Raw genomic sequence first — 16,315 nt, forward strand, 5'->3', positions numbered from 1 at the left:
GCTCCTGTTGAACGCCTCTGTCGCGGCCGCGACCGTGGCCGTGGCCGCGGTCACGGCTACGCCGGACGATCGGTCGGATGCTGCGGACGCGTGGTCGGGTGCGGCATCCGCGTTGCTGACAACGTTGAATCATGACCGTCACCGCTCCTGTCCCCATCCCCGCCGCCGAGCGCATCAGATACGGTGCGCTCATCGTGGTGATGCTGCTGAGCTTCCTGCTGGTCACGGCCGAGTTCCTGCCCAACGGCATGCTCATAGAGATTGCGGACGGGCTCGGCATCACGCCAGGGCAAGCCGGACAGATGGTCACCATCACGGCACTCGTCGGTCTCTTCGTGGCACCCACCGTCGGGATGGTGTTTCCCCGGGTGGATCGACGCACACTTCTGGTCTGGATGGCGCTCGCCGCGGCCGCATCCAATCTCATCGTCGCCGTATCGCCGAACCTGCTCATCATCCTTCTCGCACGCTTCCTGCTCGGCGCAGCCTTGAGTACGTTCTGGTCGATGTCGATCACGGTCGCCGTGCGCATCGCCGGGCCGGAACGGCTGGGACGCGCGGTGATGTTCACCTCTGCGGGCACGTCGCTGGCGACTGTTGCAGGTGTGCCCGTCGGCGTCATGCTGGGCGAGATGATGGACTGGCGCGCAGTGTTCGCGCTCACCGGAATCGTCACGGGTCTGCTCGCGATCGTGCTCGGCACAATGCTTCCGCCGGTTCCTCCCGCGCAGGTGTCAAGCTTCGGGCTGCTTCTGGACACGATCCGTCGCCCGGGTGTGGCTCTGGGGCTGACCGGACACGTCTTCGTCGTGCTGGGGCATTTCCTCGCCTACACCTACATCCGTCTTGCTCTGGAGCGGGTACCGGAGGTCGACGGCGGAACGATCGTGATGTTGCTCGCCGTCTTCGGTATCGGCGGCCTGATCGGCAACGTCGCCATCGGCGTGATCATCGACCGGACATTCCGAACGCTCGCGGTGGTGGCGCCAGCTGTGATCGCGGTGGCGGTCGGCGCGACCATCGTGCTGTCGGACTCCGTGCTCGGCGTCGGGATCGCTGTGTTCGTCTGGGGCTTCTTCCTCGCCTCCTGGCTACTCGTCGTCAACACCTGGGTCGGGCATCGGATGCCGGATCGCCTGGAAGCGGGCGGAAGTCTCGTCGTCGTCGGATTCCAGGCGGCGATCATGGTCGCGGCCGGGGTCGGCGGGATCCTCGTCGACAGTGTTGGTGTGGAGCCGTCGTATGCGCTGGGCGTTATAGCCCTGGTGATCGGTGCGGTGCTGTTCGGGCTCTCGAACCGCGCGCGTGGGTGATGTGTGGGAGCGCTACGGGTCAGTTGCGGTTCAGCCGCGGCTCACAACTCCTGAAGAACTGCGCGCTGCGCGTCGGATTCGGCCCGTTTCGGGAGACCCGGGCCGATTCTTCAGGAGTTGTGCGCGCCGGACCCGGCCCGGTGGGCTCCGAACATTCCCCGGGCTGGGGAAGGCTACGCCGAAACCAGATCGCGGCTGACGCGCCAGGCGGACGGGGTCATCCCCGTCGCACGCCGGAACGCGCGGCTGAATCCTTCGTCCGAACCGTAACCGAGGTTCCGTGATGTCTCCGAAACGGAGTGGCCAGCCTCCAGCATCCGCTTCGCCGACTGCATGCGCACCTCGGTGACATAGCTCACCGGCGAGCGGCCGAGCGCTGTGTGAAAGCGTTCGGCGAAGACCGACCGTGACATCGCGCCGATGCCGGCTAGGGCCTCGACCGTCCACTCGCGTCCTGGCTGGTCATGGATGGCGTCGATCACGCGGTCGAGGAACGGATCGTTCGAGCGGGACGGCCAGCCCGTGGGGGCGCAGCCGTTTTCGGCCCAGGCGCGGATGACCGACAGGAGCACCGTCGTTGTCATCAGGCGGCAGATGACGGGGTCGCCCGAGCGCAGCGGGCAATCGTCCGACTCGGCGGGACCGAGATTTCGCGCGAGCGCTGCCGCAGCCGGTTCGAGGCCGGCGAAGTCGGTGACGGTGACGAACTCGGGCAGTACGGTGCTCAGTGTGCTTGCTGTTTCGGACAACTGCAGCTCCGCAATCATCAGGGACGCGCCGTGCTCGGACTGCAGGGCAACCGATCGGCGTCCCAGGGTGAGGAAGGCGTCGCCTTCTCCGAGTACCTCGCGCTCGCGACCGGGTGAGAGCGCGACGGCTGATGATGCGCGGTCGACATCGAATGAGCATGCCTGCGCCAGCGGCGGCTGCCCGGAGACACTGCCTGCGGACACGAACACGAGCCAGATCGCTCCGGATGTCAGCGGCGCGATGCCTCCTGCATCCAACTGCACCCGTCGTGCCGCGCCCAGGCGCACGTCAATCGACGAGAGCACCCTCTCAAGAGCATCCGCGTCGATTGTCGTCATACTCAGAGGCAACCGTGCGGTGTTGGCGGCTATTCCTCGCTGTTCGGAGGAACGAGGTTCACAGCCGGCACCATCCGCTGTGCTTGGCGGCAGCTGCAGGAATGTAGCGTGGAGGGACACCCCAACATAAGGAGCGCGATGTTCCGCACGCCTGCCAGTCTTTACCGCGTCCTCGCGATCGCCGAGGCGATCACCTGGACCATTCTCATCTCGGCGTTGATCGCCCGTGCCGTCGGGGCTCCGGGCATCGTGGTCACGATCGGTGGGGGCATCCACGGTTTCGTATTCCTCGCCTACGGTGCGACGGCGATTCTCGTGGCCTTCAACCAGCGGTGGTCGATCGGCCTCGGTGCGCTCGCCGTCGTCAGCGCCGTCGTGCCCTATGCGACGATCCCGATGGAGATCTGGCTGCACCGCAAGGGTCGGTTGCAGGGGGATTGGCGTCTGGAAGCGAGCGACCACCCGCAGGACCGCACCTGGTACGACCGGACGATGCGCTGGTTCCTGCGCCACGCGTGGGTGCTCGTGGCGCTCATCGCCGTCGCTGTAGTTGCGCTGTACGTGATCCTGCTGACGATCGGTCCTCCCGGCGGGAAGTGAGCGCCTGAAGTGGGACTTGAGTCGCCTCGTGTCAACTTCGCATTGACAGCATCCGCCGTCGGGAGTACAGTTGAGCCATCGCGACTCAGGTTTACTGATTCGCTCACAGAACTTCACTAACGAACTTCAACTCAGAAGGAGAAAACACATGGCACGTGCTGTTGGAATCGACCTCGGAACGACGAACTCCGTCGTCAGCGTCCTCGAGGGTGGCGAGCCGAAGGTCATCGCCAACGCTGAGGGTTTCCGCACCACCCCGTCGGTGGTCGCGTACACGAAGGACGGCGAGATTCTCGTCGGCGAGACCGCGAAGCGTCAGGCTGTCACGAACGTTGACCGCACCGTTGCATCCGTCAAGCGTCACATGGGCACCGACTGGGGCTTCGACGTCGACGGCAAGAAGTGGACGCCGCAGGAGATCTCCGCGCGCATCCTCATGAAGCTCAAGCGCGACGCCGAGTCCTACCTCGGTGACACAGTGACGGATGCTGTGGTCACTGTTCCCGCGTACTTCAACGACGCCGAGCGTCAGGCTACGAAGGAAGCCGGCGAGATCGCCGGACTCAACGTCCTGCGCATCATCAACGAGCCCACCGCTGCGGCCCTCGCCTACGGCCTCGACCGTGGCAAGGAAGACGAGCTCATCCTCGTCTTCGACCTCGGTGGCGGAACCTTCGACGTCTCGCTGCTCGAAGTGGGCAAGGACGACGACTTCTCCACCATTCAGGTGCGCTCCACCTCTGGTGACAACCGCCTCGGCGGTGACGACTGGGACCAGCGCCTGGTCGACCACCTCATCAAGCAGTTCAAGGACACCAGCGGTGTCGACGTATCGGGTGACAAGATCGCGCTGCAGCGTCTGAAGGAAGCAGCCGAGCAGGCCAAGAAGGAGCTGTCGAGCTCGACCAGCACTTCCATCAACTTGCCGTACCTGTCGCTGACCGACTCCGGCCCCGTGTCGCTGTCCGAGACGATCACGCGCGCCAAGTTCGAGGACCTCACCAAGGACCTCCTCGACCGCACGAAGAAGCCGTTCGAAGACGTCATCCGCGAGGCGAACATCAAGGTCAGCGAGATCGACCACATCGTGCTCGTCGGTGGATCGACCCGTATGCCTGCTGTTGCTGAGCTCGTCAAGCGCGAAACCGGCAAGGAAGCAAACAAGGGCGTGAACCCGGATGAGGTCGTCGCCGTCGGCGCCGCGCTCCAGGCCGGCGTCCTCAAGGGCGAGCGCAAGGACGTTCTCCTCATCGACGTCACCCCGCTGAGCCTCGGCATCGAGACCAAGGGCGGACGCATGACCAAGCTCATCGACCGCAACACCGCGATCCCGACCAAGCGCAGCGAGACCTTCACCACGGCAGATGACAACCAGCCGTCTGTGGCGATCCAGGTCTTCCAGGGCGAGCGCGAGTTCACCCGCGACAACAAGCCGCTCGGCACGTTCGAGCTCACCGGAATCGCTCCGGCGCCGCGGGGCATCCCGCAGGTCGAGGTCACGTTCGACATCGACGCCAACGGCATCGTGCACGTGTCCGCGAAGGACAAGGGCACCGGCAAGGAGCAGTCGATGACGATCACCGGCGGCTCGTCGCTGTCGAAGGAAGACATCGAGCGCATGGTCCGCGAGGCCGAGGAGAACGCCGCCGAGGACAAGAAGCGCGCGGAAGCTCTCGAGCAGCGCAACCAGGCCGAGACGCTCTCGTACTCGATCGAGAAGCTCATCAAGGAGAACGAGGACAAGCTTCCCGCCGATGTTAAGGACGAAGTCCAGGCCGACGTCGACGCTCTGAAGACGGCTTTGGCCGGCGAAGACGATGACGCCGTCAAGGTGGCCTTCGACAAGCTGAACGAGTCGCAGGGCAAGCTCGGCGAAGCGATCTACGCACAGTCGCAGGCGGATGCCGCGGCCGGCGAGTCCGCTGACGGCGAGGCCGGTGAGTCTGACGCCTCCGGCGAGGAGGATGTCGTCGACGCCGAGGTCATCGACGACGAGGACGAGGAAAAGAAGTAACCATGAAGGATAAGAACTTCGACGAGAACGGCGAGGTTCGTCCTGAGGACGAGGGGTCGGATGCTGCGGCATCCGGCCCCGCGTCGCAGGAGAACCCGGACTCCGCTGACGCGGCTGCCGCTGAGGGTTCGGATGATTCGATCATCGACTCGGACGACGAACTGACGGTCGACGACATCCTCGGTGCCGATCAGACCGGTGAGGCTGCTGCGGAAGACGCGGTCCTGGCAGATCTGGAAACTACTCTGCTGAACGACCTCAAGCGGCTGCAGGCCGAGTACGCCAACTACCGTCGGCGTACGGAAGAGCAGCGTCAGGTCGAGATCGAGCGCGCGAAGGGAGAGGCCGCCAAGGGTCTGCTCCCGGTGCTCGACGATTTCGATCGCGCAGCGCAGCACGGTGATCTGGTGGAGGGCACCCCCTTTGCTGTGATCGGCGAGAAGATTCGCGCGGTCGTCGAGCGGCTGGGCGTGGTTGCCTACGGTGCGAAGGGCGAGGAGTTCGACCCCCAGCACCACGAGGCGATCTTCCAGCAGCCGACTCCGGGTGCCGAGTCATCCACGATTCTCGAGGTCGTCGAGGTGGGCTACCGCCTCGGTGATGTCGAGTTGCGCCCGGCGAAGGTCGTCGTCGCCGTCCCCGCGGAGTAGGAGCCCTATGGCCAGCCAGGATTGGTTCGATAAGGACTTCTATAAGACGCTCGGCGTCGCCAAAGACGTCAGCGATGCGGATCTGAAGAAGACGTATCGTAAGCTCGCGCGCAAGCATCACCCGGATTCCAATCAGGGTGATGCCAAAGCGGAGGCGAAGTTCAAGGAGGTCAGCGAGGCGTACTCGGTGCTCTCCGACGCGGAGCAGCGCAAGGAGTACGACGAGATCCGGGCGATGGGCTCGGGTGCCCGTTTCACCTCAGGCGGTGCGGGCGCCGCTGGCGGCTTCGAGGACGTGTTCAGCCGATTCGGCCAGGGCGGCCGCGGTCAGAGCAACGCTGACTTTGAGGACATCTTCGCGATGTTCAATCAGGGTCAAGGTCAGGGCGGATCGTTCGGAAACGGACGCTTCGGCCAGACCAGCGGCGGGTTCCGCGGCTTCGGGGGACCTCAGAAGGGTTCCGATGTCACGGCGCGCACGACGCTCGACTTCGCCACCGCTGTGCAGGGTGAGACCATCTCGCTGCAGGGCGAGGACGGCAAGCCGTTCAAGGTGAAGATCCCTGCCGGTGTCGCTGACGGACAGAAGATTCGTCTGCGCGGTCGGGGTCGACCCTCGCCGGACGGCGGGGAAACGGGTGACATCGTCGTGACGATCAAGGTGCGCTCGCATCCGGTCTTCACGCGTGACGGCCTAAACCTGCGAGTGACGGTCCCGGTGACCTTCACCGAGGCGACGCTGGGGGCGACGATCGAGGTGCCCACTCTGGGCGGCGACATCGTCAAGCTCCGGGTGGCACCGGGCACGCCGTCCGGTCGTGTGTTGCGTGTCAAGGGACGCGGAGTCAAGACCTCGAAAGGCACCGGTGACCTGCTCGCCGAGCTGCAGGTCGCCGTCCCGACCCACCTCGACGACGCAGCCAAGGAAGCGCTGCTCGCCTTCCAAGCGGCGGAGCCGAAAGAGAACCCGCGCGCGGAGATGATGGCAAAGGCCCAGGCCTGATGATGACGAGTTCGAACTGCGGAGGTGATCATGATGGTCGAGGATGAAGACGCCCCGATCTTCGCGATCGCCGTCGCAGCCGAACTCGCCGCGATGCATCCGCAGACGTTGCGCCAGTACGACCGCATCGGACTGGTCATTCCCGGGCGCACCCGTGGCGGCTCGCGTCGTTATTCTGCACGCAACATCCAGCAGCTGCGTGAGGTTGCGCGCCTCAGCGCCGAGGGTATGAGCCTTCCGGCGATCGCACGCCTGCTGGATCTCGAGGATGAGGTGCGGATGCTGCGCAGCCGAGTCGTCGAGCTCGAGACGTCGCTGCGGGCGGAACGCGAGAACCGTCCGGGTGTGCGAGTCTTCGCTGCGGGAGCCGGCGGTGTCATTCCGGTTCTCAGCGGTCGCCGCATCCGCCGGTCCACCGATGTGGTGCTGTGGCGCCCCGGCGGGCGCACCGAAGGCTGAGGCTGCTGGCGCGTCGGCGCGCCACCGTTTCCTGTTCAACAAGCGCAAATGGCTGCATTCTCCTCCGAGATGCAGCCATTTGCGCTTGTTGAACGCGCGCTGCGTGGCCCGTACTTGACTTCTGAAATCGATTCCAGTTAACTGTCAATCGTTAACGGTACACAAAGAGGTGATGTCATGGTGTCAATCCGACCTACCCGCGCTCCCGCTCTCGGCGAGCAGCTCGCTGGCGTTCTGCGCGACCAGATCGTGCGTCGGCAGCTTGAGCCCGGGACTCATTTGGTTGAGGACTCGCTTGCCTCGCAATACGACGTCAGCCGAGGCCCCGTCCGCGATGCGCTCCGTCAACTCGAGTCGCAGGGGCTGGTCGAATCCCGTCGCCGCGGTTACTTCGTCGTCGGACTCAGCCAGAGTGACATCAACGACCTCTACGAGCTGCGCGAGTCGATCGAAGTGAGCGCAGTGACCCGCGCGGTGTCGCGCTCGTCCGAAGCGCATCTGCGGACCGGGCGCGCGATCGTGGATGAGATGGTCGCCTGTGCCGGACGCTCTGCCGCGGCCGACTTCGCCGACGCGGACATGCGCTTCCACGCCCTGCTCTATGAAATGAGCGGCAACCGCCGGCTCGTCGACGTCTGGGAGGCATACGAGCCCGTCTTCGCCAGCCTGATGCAGCTCACCGTCGAAGAGGATGTTGACCTGCATCCTTCCGCACATGATCATGGCCGACTCATCGACCTCATCGAAGAGGGCGATGTCGTGAAGATCCAAACCGAGCTGCGTGAGCACCTTGACGGCGCACGTGCACGCATGGCGAGCGCCGTCGAAGCGCTGATCCCACTGGACGAGATGAAGGTGTCATGACGACTGTCGATATCGAGCGATCTGCAGACGTGATCGAGCAGAAGCCGGCCGCTGAGGTGCCGGCAGCGCGTCGGCGCTTCGTCGGGGTGGCGCAGTCGCGCACACTGCTCGTACTGGCCATCCCTGCACTGATCTTCTACGCCTTTGCCGTCCTCGTGCCCTCGGTGCGCGGTGCGGTTCTCGCATTCACAGACTGGGATGGGCTGTCCCAGAACTACGACTTCATCGGGTTTGACAACTTCGTCCGCATCTTCACGACGCAGAGCTCACTCGAAGCGCTGAAGATGACGCTGATCTTCGCGATCGCCGTGACGGTTCTTCAAAACGGCATCGGGCTTCTCCTCGCACTGGGCGTGAACAGCGGCCTGAAGTCGCAGAACTTCCTGCGTGTGCTTTTCTTTGCTCCGGTCGTGATCACGCCCGTCGTCGTCGCCTACCTGTGGAAGTTCCTGCTCACACCGAACGGTGCGGTCAACACGGTGCTGGGTGCCGTCGGCCTCGGGGACCTGGCGCCCAGCTGGCTGGGTGACCCTTTCTGGGCGGCAGCATCCGTCGTGATGATGATCGTTTGGCAGCACGCCGGATACTCGATGGTCATCTACATTGCGGGGCTGCAGTCGATCCCTCAGGAGATCAACGAAGCCGCAGCGGTCGACGGCGCCGGATCCTGGCGTCGGTTCTGGTCGGTCACGTGGCCCCTGCTCGCACCCGCTACGGCGATCAACATCATGCTCACGATCATCGGGGGGCTGAAGATGTTCACCGAGGTCTTCGTGCTCACCGCCGGAGGCCCTGGTGGCTCGACGGAGACGATGTCGACCTTGCTGTACAAATCCGCCTTCCAGTTCAACGAATTCGGCTACGGCATCGCACTGGCGCTCGTGCTCGCGGTCATCGTGGTGTTCTTCTCTGTCGGGCAGCAGCGCATGGCGCGGAAGGTAAACTGATGTTCCGTTACACGAAGGGCACGTTCGCCCGCGAGATCGTGATGCTCATCGCTGCGGTCGTCTTCATCTTCCCGGTGTACATTCTCGTCAACATGGCGTTGCGGCCGGCGAATGAGGCGACATCGCCGCTCGTGCCGTCCGCGCAACCGACATTCGCGAACTTCATCGAAGCGTGGAACCAGGCGGGTCTCGCGCAGGCGCTGCTGAACAGTGCGATAGTCACCATCACCAGCGTCGTGCTGATCGTCGCCATCTCTTCGATGGCCGCCTATCCTCTCGCGCGGGTGATGTCGAAGCTTTCGACCACACTGTTCTGGGTCGTACTCGTCGGCATGATGATCCCCTTTCAGGTCGCGCTCATCCCGCTTTACCAGACGATGCGAGACCTCGGCCTGCTCGGCTCGCTCGGCTCATTGATCCTGTTCTACACCGGCAGTCAGGTGCCGTTCTCGGTATTCCTGTACACGGGTTTCCTGCGCACACTCGAGCGCGACTACGAAGAGGCGGCAGCGCTGGACGGCGCGGGCACGTTCCGCACCTTCCTGAGTATCGTGTTCCCCCTGCTGCGGCCGATCACCGGCACCGTCATCATCCTCAATGCGATCACCGTCTGGAACGACTTCCTGGTGCCGCTGCTCTACCTCAGTGGCACGCCGCAGCAGACCGTCACCGTCGCGCTGTACGCGTTCGTTGGTCAATTCGTCTCCAACTGGCCAGTGGTCTTCGCCGGTCTGGTCATCAGCGTGGCGCCGGTGCTCCTGGTGTACTTCCTGATGCAGAAGCAGATCATCAAGGGCTTCGCTGGAGGGCTGAAGGGATGAGTCTCGAAGCTTACGCGCTGCGCGCCGACGGTCAACACGAGCCGCAGGGCCTCATCTCAGCGCCCGCGTTCTCCTGGCGACTGCGCGCTGATCGCCGAGGCGCCCGACAGTCGGCATTCCGCATCGTCGTCGCGCTTCGCCTTCCGACAGGCGTGGCGGCCACCGTCTGGGATTCAGGCCGGGTCGAGACCGATGTGACGGTGGGCGCACGCTACGCCGGTGCACCGCTGGCAACCTCGGCCGACTACGTATGGACGCTCGAAGTTGAGGATGAACACGGCGTCAGCATGCGCAGCAGCGCGACGTTCGCGACCGGCATCGTGCACCGCGACGAGTGGACTGCGGCATGGATCGGCCGCAACCCGGTCTTCCGGCACACCGCTCTGCCGCCGCAGGACACCGACATCAGCTTCACCGTCAACAAGTTGCAACCGGTACGCCGTTTCGTGCGCCACTTCGACCTGGATGAGGTGCCGACAGCGGCCAAAGTCCATGTCTCAGCGCAGGGTGCATACCGTTTGTACATCAACGGCAGCAAAGTCGGAACGGATGAACTCGCACCCGGGTGGACCGAGTACCGCGATCGCATCACCTACCAGTCGTGGGACGTCACCAAACACCTGCGCGCCGGTCGTAACAGCATTGCCGCGTTGCTCGGCGACGGATGGTACGTGGGCTTCATCGGTACCGATCGTCGCCATCAGGCGCAGCACTACGGCAAGCAGCCCGCGTTGCTGGCGCAGCTCATGCTGGACACCGGCGACGGCGGACGAGAGATTCTCGCCACAGGCGAGGGGTGGAAGGAAGACGCGTCAGACATCCTCTACGCCGACATGCTCATGGGGCAGTACGAGGACTCGCGTCGCGCCGAGCCCGACTGGCACCTTCCCGAGCACGACATCACCGATTGGTCGGATGCCGTGATCACCGATCGGTCTGTCGAACTGCTCACCCCTGAGGTGGACCCCGGCGTGCGGACGACTGTGCGCTTACCTGCCCTCGCGGTGGATCAGCGCGAACCCGGCCGCTTCATCGTGGACTTCGGCCAGAATCTCGTCGGACGGGTACGGCTCACCCTCCGCGACCAGCCGGCGGATCGTCGCATCCAGCTGAACCATGCCGAGGTCCTCGATCACGGTGAGCTGTACACCGCCAACCTGCGCACAGCAGAACCCGTCGATGTCTTCTGGACCAACGGTGACGCCGAGCAGGTTTTCGAACCGCGGTTCACACTGCACGGTTTTCGCTTTGCTGAGATTCAGGGGATAGCGGGAGAACTGCTCGCATCCGATATCGAAGCGATTGTTCTGCACAACGACGTCGACATGCTCGGCGAGTTTGCCTCGTCAGATTCATCGCTGGATCGGCTCTTCCAGAACATCGAATGGGGGCTTCGGGGCAACTTCGTCTCCATCCCGACCGACTGCCCGCAACGCGACGAGCGGCTAGGGTGGCTCGCGGACGCCCAGGTCTTCGCTCCGACCGCCCTCGCGCTCGCAGATCTCGGCCCGCTGCTGCGTCGTTGGATGCGCGATGTGCGCAGCGCGCAGAGTGCCGACGGTGCCTTCCCCGATATCGCCCCGCATCTCATCCACCTCCGTGAAGGCGCCCCCGCGTGGGGTGACGGCGGCGTGACGATCCCCTGGAGCGTCTATCGTGCAACCGGCGAGGACGCCGTGCTGGCCGAGGCGGCGGATTCGATGATCGCTTGGGTTCGCCACATCGAACGACACAACCCCGACTTGATCTGGCGCGCCCAGGTCGGCAATGACTACGGGGACTGGCTGCAGATCGGCGAAGAGACACGCAAGGATGTCCTCTCAACGGCCTACTTCGCGCACAGTGCGAATCTCGCAGCGCGGTCGCTACGCGTGCTGGGCCGTGACGTGGAAGCGGCCGAGATCGAGGAATTGCACGCGCGCATTGTCGACGTTTACCGATCGAACTTCATCGCAGCCGACGGCACGGTCGCCGGTGACACGCAGGGCGGACAACTGCTGACGCTTGCCTTCGGCCTGTTCGCCGGAGACGTCGAACGCGATCGTATCGCTGTGAAACTCGTCGAAACCGTCGAACGGCGCGAGGTCTCGCTGACGACAGGGTTTGTCACCGTCGGCCTGCTGTGCCCAGTTCTCGCTCAGATCGGTCGCGAAGATCTCGCCTTCCGGCTGCTGCACAATGATCAGTACCCGTCGTGGCTGTACTCCGTGAAGAACGGTGCCACTACGATCTGGGAACGCTGGGACGGCTGGACGCCCGAGCACGGATTCCAATCCGCGCGAATGAACAGCTTCAACCACTATTCGTTGGGATCGGTCGGAGAGTGGTTCCTCTCCGGCATTCTCGGCATCGGGCAGGAATCTGCATCCGCCGGGTACCGGGAGATCGAGCTCGCACCTCGATTCGATCCCTTCCTCGACCACGCGGAAGGCTCGCTTGAGACTCCGCGCGGTCGGGTAGTGAGCACCTGGCGGCGTGAGGATGACCAGATCCGTTGGTCGGTCGTTGTCCCGCCGGGCCCTGGTGCCACGGCGGTCGTGCCAACAGCATCCGAAATCACGGAAGGAGGCGAGAACGCGACGCACTCGCACGGCGTCACCCTGATGGATCGAGATCAGCGGGGCACCCATCTTCGGCTGGAATCCGGAGCCTATGAATTCCGTTTCCCGGCCGGGCGCACCCTCTGACAACCCTTTACCACCTGTATCGGGGGCTCCCGCCCCCTTCCTGCATTGGAGTTTACTCACCATGAAATTGCGTTACATAGCCGTCGCAACCGGTGTCGCTGTCGCGGGCTTGAGCCTGTCAGCATGCTCGGCGTCGGAGCCGACATCGCCCACCGAGCCGACCGACGCACTCACCATCGCTACGACCTCGAACAACCAGGGTCCGATGGAAGCGGTTGTTGAGGCATACAAGGAGAAGACCGGCCTCGACATCAACCTGACTGTCGCCGACACCTCTCAGTTCCAGACCACCATCCGCACTCAGCTCAGCAGCGGGACAGCACCCGATGTCTTCACCGTTTGGGCCGGCGGCGGCAATCCGGGTGCGATCGACGTGCTCCAGGGGGCCGGCTACCTCGCGGATCTCTCGGACCGGGACTGGGTGAGTGACGTTGACCCTGGCACGGCTGAAACGTTGCAAATCGACGGCAAGACGTACGGGCTGCCCTCCAAGCTCGACGCGGTCGGCACGATCTACAACAAGGCCACTCTCGACGAGCTGGGGCTGGAGATTCCGACGACCTACAGCGAGCTGCTCAGCTACTGCGGCGACGTGGCATCCGCCGGCAAGGTCGCTTTCGCACTCGGCATCCAGACCGACTGGGTTACTCAGCTGGTGCCCTACGCGCTCGTCGCGGCCACCGTGTACGCGGATGATCCCGACTTTGACGAGCAGCTCACCGACGGCTCGGCGACGTTCGCGGGATCGGGCTGGGGCGATGCGTTCGACAAGTATCTCGAGATGGACGAAGCCGGATGCTTCAACGCGGACCCGCTGGGCACCGACGTCACAGCGTCGTACGAGCTGGTCAACTCGGGCGAAGCCGTCGGCGTCGTCCAGGTGCTGGCTTCGTACCCGCAGATCGCCTCGACAGCTGCGGAGGGCACCGAGTTCGGCTTCTTCCCGCTGCCCGGTGACGACTCCGGTGAGCCTTCGATCGCCCGCGGAATCGGTGTGAGCTTCGCCGTGAACGAGGGTGCGAAGAACAAGGTGAATGGACTCGACTTCGTCGACTGGCTCGCAACGCCCGAGGCAACGAGCATCTGGTTCGACGCTGCTCCTGGAATCCCCGCGCTGGTCACCACAGAGGTCGAGCTCGACGACGTCATGCAGACCGCAGCTGACGTCATCGCCGCCGGTCGCACGGCGCCGATGCCCGATCAGGGCTGGCCGAATGCCAAGGCGCAGTCTGCTCTGTTCATCGGCTCGCAGCAGCTGTTCTCCGGCCAGGCCGGTTCGGACGATGTTCTGCGTTCGATGGATGAGGCCTTCGCCGGCTAATCCATCTGGCTTCGGGGCGGATGCGATCGCCTCCGCCCCGAAGTGCCCACCGTCATCACTTCTGAAAGACAGCACACGCATGCCTACGCACGACATCATCACCGCCATTCCGCTCGCCTTCGACGAGCACGGTGCCCTCGACCTGGCAGGCAGCCGGACGATCCTCGAGTACGTTGCCGATTCCACAGTTCAGGGGGCTCTCGTCCTCGGAACCACCGGCGAGTTCCCGGCACTTTCGATCGAGGAGCGCAACCTCATCGCTCGGCTCTCCGTCGAGGTGCTCCAGGGCATGCGAGTCATCGTGCACGTCGGGGCGGCCAGCCGTTTCGAGGTCTCGCAGCTCATCCTGGGAGCGCGCGAGGCCGGTGCGACCGAGATCGCGGTCCTCACGCCGTACTATCTTCCGGCGCCGCCCGAGGATGTCTTCGACTTCTTCAGCGAGGTCGTCGCCGAAGCCGCGGGACTCGATGTTTACATCTACATGTTCGAAGCGCGCACTGGTATCCCGGTCGATGAGGAGCTCATCGTCCGACTTGCGGGGCTGTCGGGTGTGGTCGGGGTGAAGGTGAGCGGAGAATCTCTCGAGCTCATCTCGTCGTTCCGGAAGCGGCTCCCCGAAGGATTCCGGATCTACACCGGATCGGACGGTGACTTCGCCCGTGCAGGTTTGGCAGGGGCTGATGGAGTGATCTCCGGCGTTGCATCTGCGTTCGCACGTCCCTTCGTGGCGATGCGGGAAGCGCTCATCGCCGGGGATGAAGAACGTGTGGCGCAGTTGCAGGTCGATATCGATGAAGTCGTCGAATCGGTACAGGGATCGCCCGCGCGTATGCGGGCGGTCCACCGGTTCGCGGGGCATCCGGTCGGCGGTCGGCGGATGCCGATTCCTGAGCCCGATGCCGCGACGCTGGCGCGTCTTGAGCGCGCGGTCCAGTCGCACCACTGAAAATCGTGGCGCCCAAACACTGGGAGCCCAGGAAATGGAGATTGCAATGTTGCCCTCACCCACCCCGTCGAGGAAGCGGCGGCTGACTGCAGCTGCGGTGCTCGGCGTCGTCGGACTGATCGCCGGACTGACATCTGCTCCGGCCTACGCCAACGTCGATGACGCACCCATTCGGGTAGCGGACGGTCTCATCGACCTCGCCGACACGAACACGCTGGGCCTACCGCAGTCTGAAGGTGCGGAAACCATCACGATCTTCGCGCCCGGTGATGATGACCTGAAGTTCAACCACGGCGTCGTGCTGATGCCATTCAAGGGCAAGCTCTACGCTCAGTGGCAGACGTCTGAGTGGGACGAGGACACTCCGGACACGGTCGTTACGTACAGCGTCAGCTCTGACGGCGACGACTGGAGCGCGCCGGTGCATATGACTCAGCCCCGTGAAGACGGATACACCTCGAACGGCGGGTGGTGGACGGATGGTGAGACGCTGATCGCCTATCTCAACGTCTGGCCGGCATCGACGAGCCCGCGCGGCGGCTATGCCGAGTACATCTCCAGCACTGACGGAGTGAACTGGACAGAGCCCCAGCGGGTGACCGGAGCTGACGGACAGCCAATCAACGGAATCATCGAGCAGGACGTCAAGGCGCTGCCAGGCGGACGAATTCTCACCGCGTTCCACGTGCAGCCCGGGCTGCACGTCAAGCCGTTCTACACGGATGACCCGCTGGGGGTCACCGGCTGGACCCAGGGTGAGTTCGAGAATCAGCCGAACACCGATGACATGTCTCGCGAGCTCGAGCCGAGCTGGTTCCAGCAGCCGGATGGCTCAGTTGTCATGGTCTTCCGGGACCAGGGCAACACCTTCTACAAGCTCGCTGCAATTAGTGAGGACGAGGGTGAGACCTGGAGCGAGTCCGTGCTGACGAACATCCCAGACAGCCGCACCAAGCAGAGTGCAGGAAACCTGCCGGACGGGACCTCCTACCTCGTCGGAAACCCCACTGGAAACAATCAGCGCATTCCGCTTTCGATCCTGCTGAGCGCGGATGGCGAGACGTTCGACACTGGGTATACGCTTCGGGATGCTGATGACCTGCAGCCGCGTCGATATCAGGGAGTCGTCAATCGGAAGCCGAGCTACAGCTATCCGAAGAGCATCGTCTGGGATGACCACCTGTACATGTCGTACGGCACGAACAAGGAGGACGCGCAGCTCACACGCGTTCCGGTTTCCGAGATTTCGCTGCGCGACGTCCCCGGCGAGATCACGACCCTGCGTGCCATCGGTCAGAATCGCTCGCTCTCGGCGATCTGGACGCCTCCGGCCCAGCAGGGGGATGCTGCTATCACGGGCTATGTCATTACCGCTGAGGCCACGTCGGGACGAACCGCGACGGTCGAAGCTGACGCCGACGACACCCGCGCCACACTCACTGAACTGCACCCGGGGCGTTACCGCATCACGGTGACAGCAGTCAACCAGTACGGCGCAGGGGAGGAGTCCGACTACTCCGCTTGGGTCAATGTGAATGGGCGGCGTTGATCGAGCGTAAGTAGCGCTCTACGAATGGGCCGTCTTCCTTGGGAAGGCGGCCC

At 64.1% G+C, this 16,315-nt stretch carries 14 protein-coding genes; 13 read left to right on the top strand and 1 reads right to left on the bottom strand.

Annotated features, from left to right (window positions below; translation table 11 throughout):
• Window positions 1-131: 131 nt before the first annotated feature.
• Window positions 132-1,313: an MFS transporter gene (locus ACSS7Z_RS07670; RefSeq protein ID WP_438253910.1), complete on the top strand. Its 1,182-nt coding sequence runs from the start codon at window positions 132-134 to the stop codon at window positions 1,311-1,313.
• Window positions 1,314-1,486: 173 nt separating this feature from the next.
• Here ACSS7Z_RS07670 and ACSS7Z_RS07675 read toward each other — a convergent pair whose 3' ends face one another.
• Window positions 1,487-2,401 carry a helix-turn-helix transcriptional regulator gene (locus ACSS7Z_RS07675; RefSeq protein ID WP_438253911.1) on the bottom strand — a complete coding sequence of 305 codons (915 nt, stop codon included), beginning with the start codon at window positions 2,399-2,401 and terminating at the stop codon, window positions 1,487-1,489.
• A gap of 138 nt (window positions 2,402-2,539) precedes the next feature.
• Between ACSS7Z_RS07675 and ACSS7Z_RS07680 the strand changes: the two genes are divergently transcribed.
• From ACSS7Z_RS07680 to ACSS7Z_RS07735, 12 genes are all read left to right on the top strand, one after another.
• Complete coding sequence (locus ACSS7Z_RS07680; protein WP_438253912.1) at window positions 2,540-3,001, top strand: DUF3817 domain-containing protein; 462 nt, start codon at window positions 2,540-2,542, stop codon at window positions 2,999-3,001.
• Between the two features lie 148 nt (window positions 3,002-3,149).
• A complete protein-coding gene (gene dnaK, locus ACSS7Z_RS07685) occupies window positions 3,150-5,015 on the top strand; it encodes a molecular chaperone DnaK (RefSeq protein WP_438253913.1) in 1,866 nt (621 codons plus the stop codon).
• 2 nt (window positions 5,016-5,017) lie between these two features.
• Window positions 5,018-5,665, top strand: a complete 648-nt coding sequence (locus ACSS7Z_RS07690; RefSeq protein ID WP_438253914.1) for a nucleotide exchange factor GrpE — start codon at window positions 5,018-5,020, stop codon at window positions 5,663-5,665.
• A 7-nt stretch (window positions 5,666-5,672) separates the two neighbouring features.
• Window positions 5,673-6,668: a DnaJ C-terminal domain-containing protein gene (locus tag ACSS7Z_RS07695; protein ID WP_438253915.1), complete on the top strand. Its 996-nt coding sequence runs from the start codon at window positions 5,673-5,675 to the stop codon at window positions 6,666-6,668.
• A 30-nt stretch (window positions 6,669-6,698) separates the two neighbouring features.
• Window positions 6,699-7,127, top strand: coding sequence for a heat shock protein transcriptional repressor HspR (locus ACSS7Z_RS07700; protein WP_438253916.1), 429 nt, complete (start codon window positions 6,699-6,701; stop codon window positions 7,125-7,127).
• Between the two features lie 177 nt (window positions 7,128-7,304).
• The gene (locus tag ACSS7Z_RS07705; protein ID WP_438253917.1) at window positions 7,305-7,991 is read left to right on the top strand and encodes a GntR family transcriptional regulator; all 687 of its coding nucleotides are present in this window, start codon (window positions 7,305-7,307) and stop codon (window positions 7,989-7,991) included.
• Window positions 7,988-8,938, top strand: coding sequence for a carbohydrate ABC transporter permease (locus ACSS7Z_RS07710; RefSeq protein ID WP_438253918.1), 951 nt, complete (start codon window positions 7,988-7,990; stop codon window positions 8,936-8,938). Before ACSS7Z_RS07705 ends, ACSS7Z_RS07710 begins: the two co-directional genes overlap by 4 nt.
• Window positions 8,938-9,759, top strand: a complete 822-nt coding sequence (locus ACSS7Z_RS07715) for a carbohydrate ABC transporter permease (protein WP_438253919.1) — start codon at window positions 8,938-8,940, stop codon at window positions 9,757-9,759. Before ACSS7Z_RS07710 ends, ACSS7Z_RS07715 begins: the two co-directional genes overlap by 1 nt.
• A complete protein-coding gene (locus ACSS7Z_RS07720; protein WP_438253920.1) occupies window positions 9,756-12,446 on the top strand; it encodes a family 78 glycoside hydrolase catalytic domain in 2,691 nt (896 codons plus the stop codon). The genes ACSS7Z_RS07715 and ACSS7Z_RS07720 overlap by 4 nt, the downstream gene beginning before the upstream one ends.
• A gap of 61 nt (window positions 12,447-12,507) precedes the next feature.
• Complete coding sequence (locus tag ACSS7Z_RS07725) at window positions 12,508-13,767, top strand: ABC transporter substrate-binding protein (RefSeq protein WP_438253921.1); 1,260 nt, start codon at window positions 12,508-12,510, stop codon at window positions 13,765-13,767.
• A gap of 79 nt (window positions 13,768-13,846) precedes the next feature.
• Window positions 13,847-14,713 carry a dihydrodipicolinate synthase family protein gene (locus ACSS7Z_RS07730; RefSeq protein WP_438253922.1) on the top strand — a complete coding sequence of 289 codons (867 nt, stop codon included), beginning with the start codon at window positions 13,847-13,849 and terminating at the stop codon, window positions 14,711-14,713.
• A gap of 46 nt (window positions 14,714-14,759) precedes the next feature.
• Complete coding sequence (locus tag ACSS7Z_RS07735) at window positions 14,760-16,262, top strand: exo-alpha-sialidase (RefSeq protein WP_438253923.1); 1,503 nt, start codon at window positions 14,760-14,762, stop codon at window positions 16,260-16,262.
• The last annotated feature ends 53 nt before the right edge of the window (window positions 16,263-16,315 follow it).

Source organism: Microbacterium wangyouchuni, from assembly GCF_051546305.1.
Classification (GTDB): Bacteria; Actinomycetota; Actinomycetes; order Actinomycetales; family Microbacteriaceae; genus Microbacterium.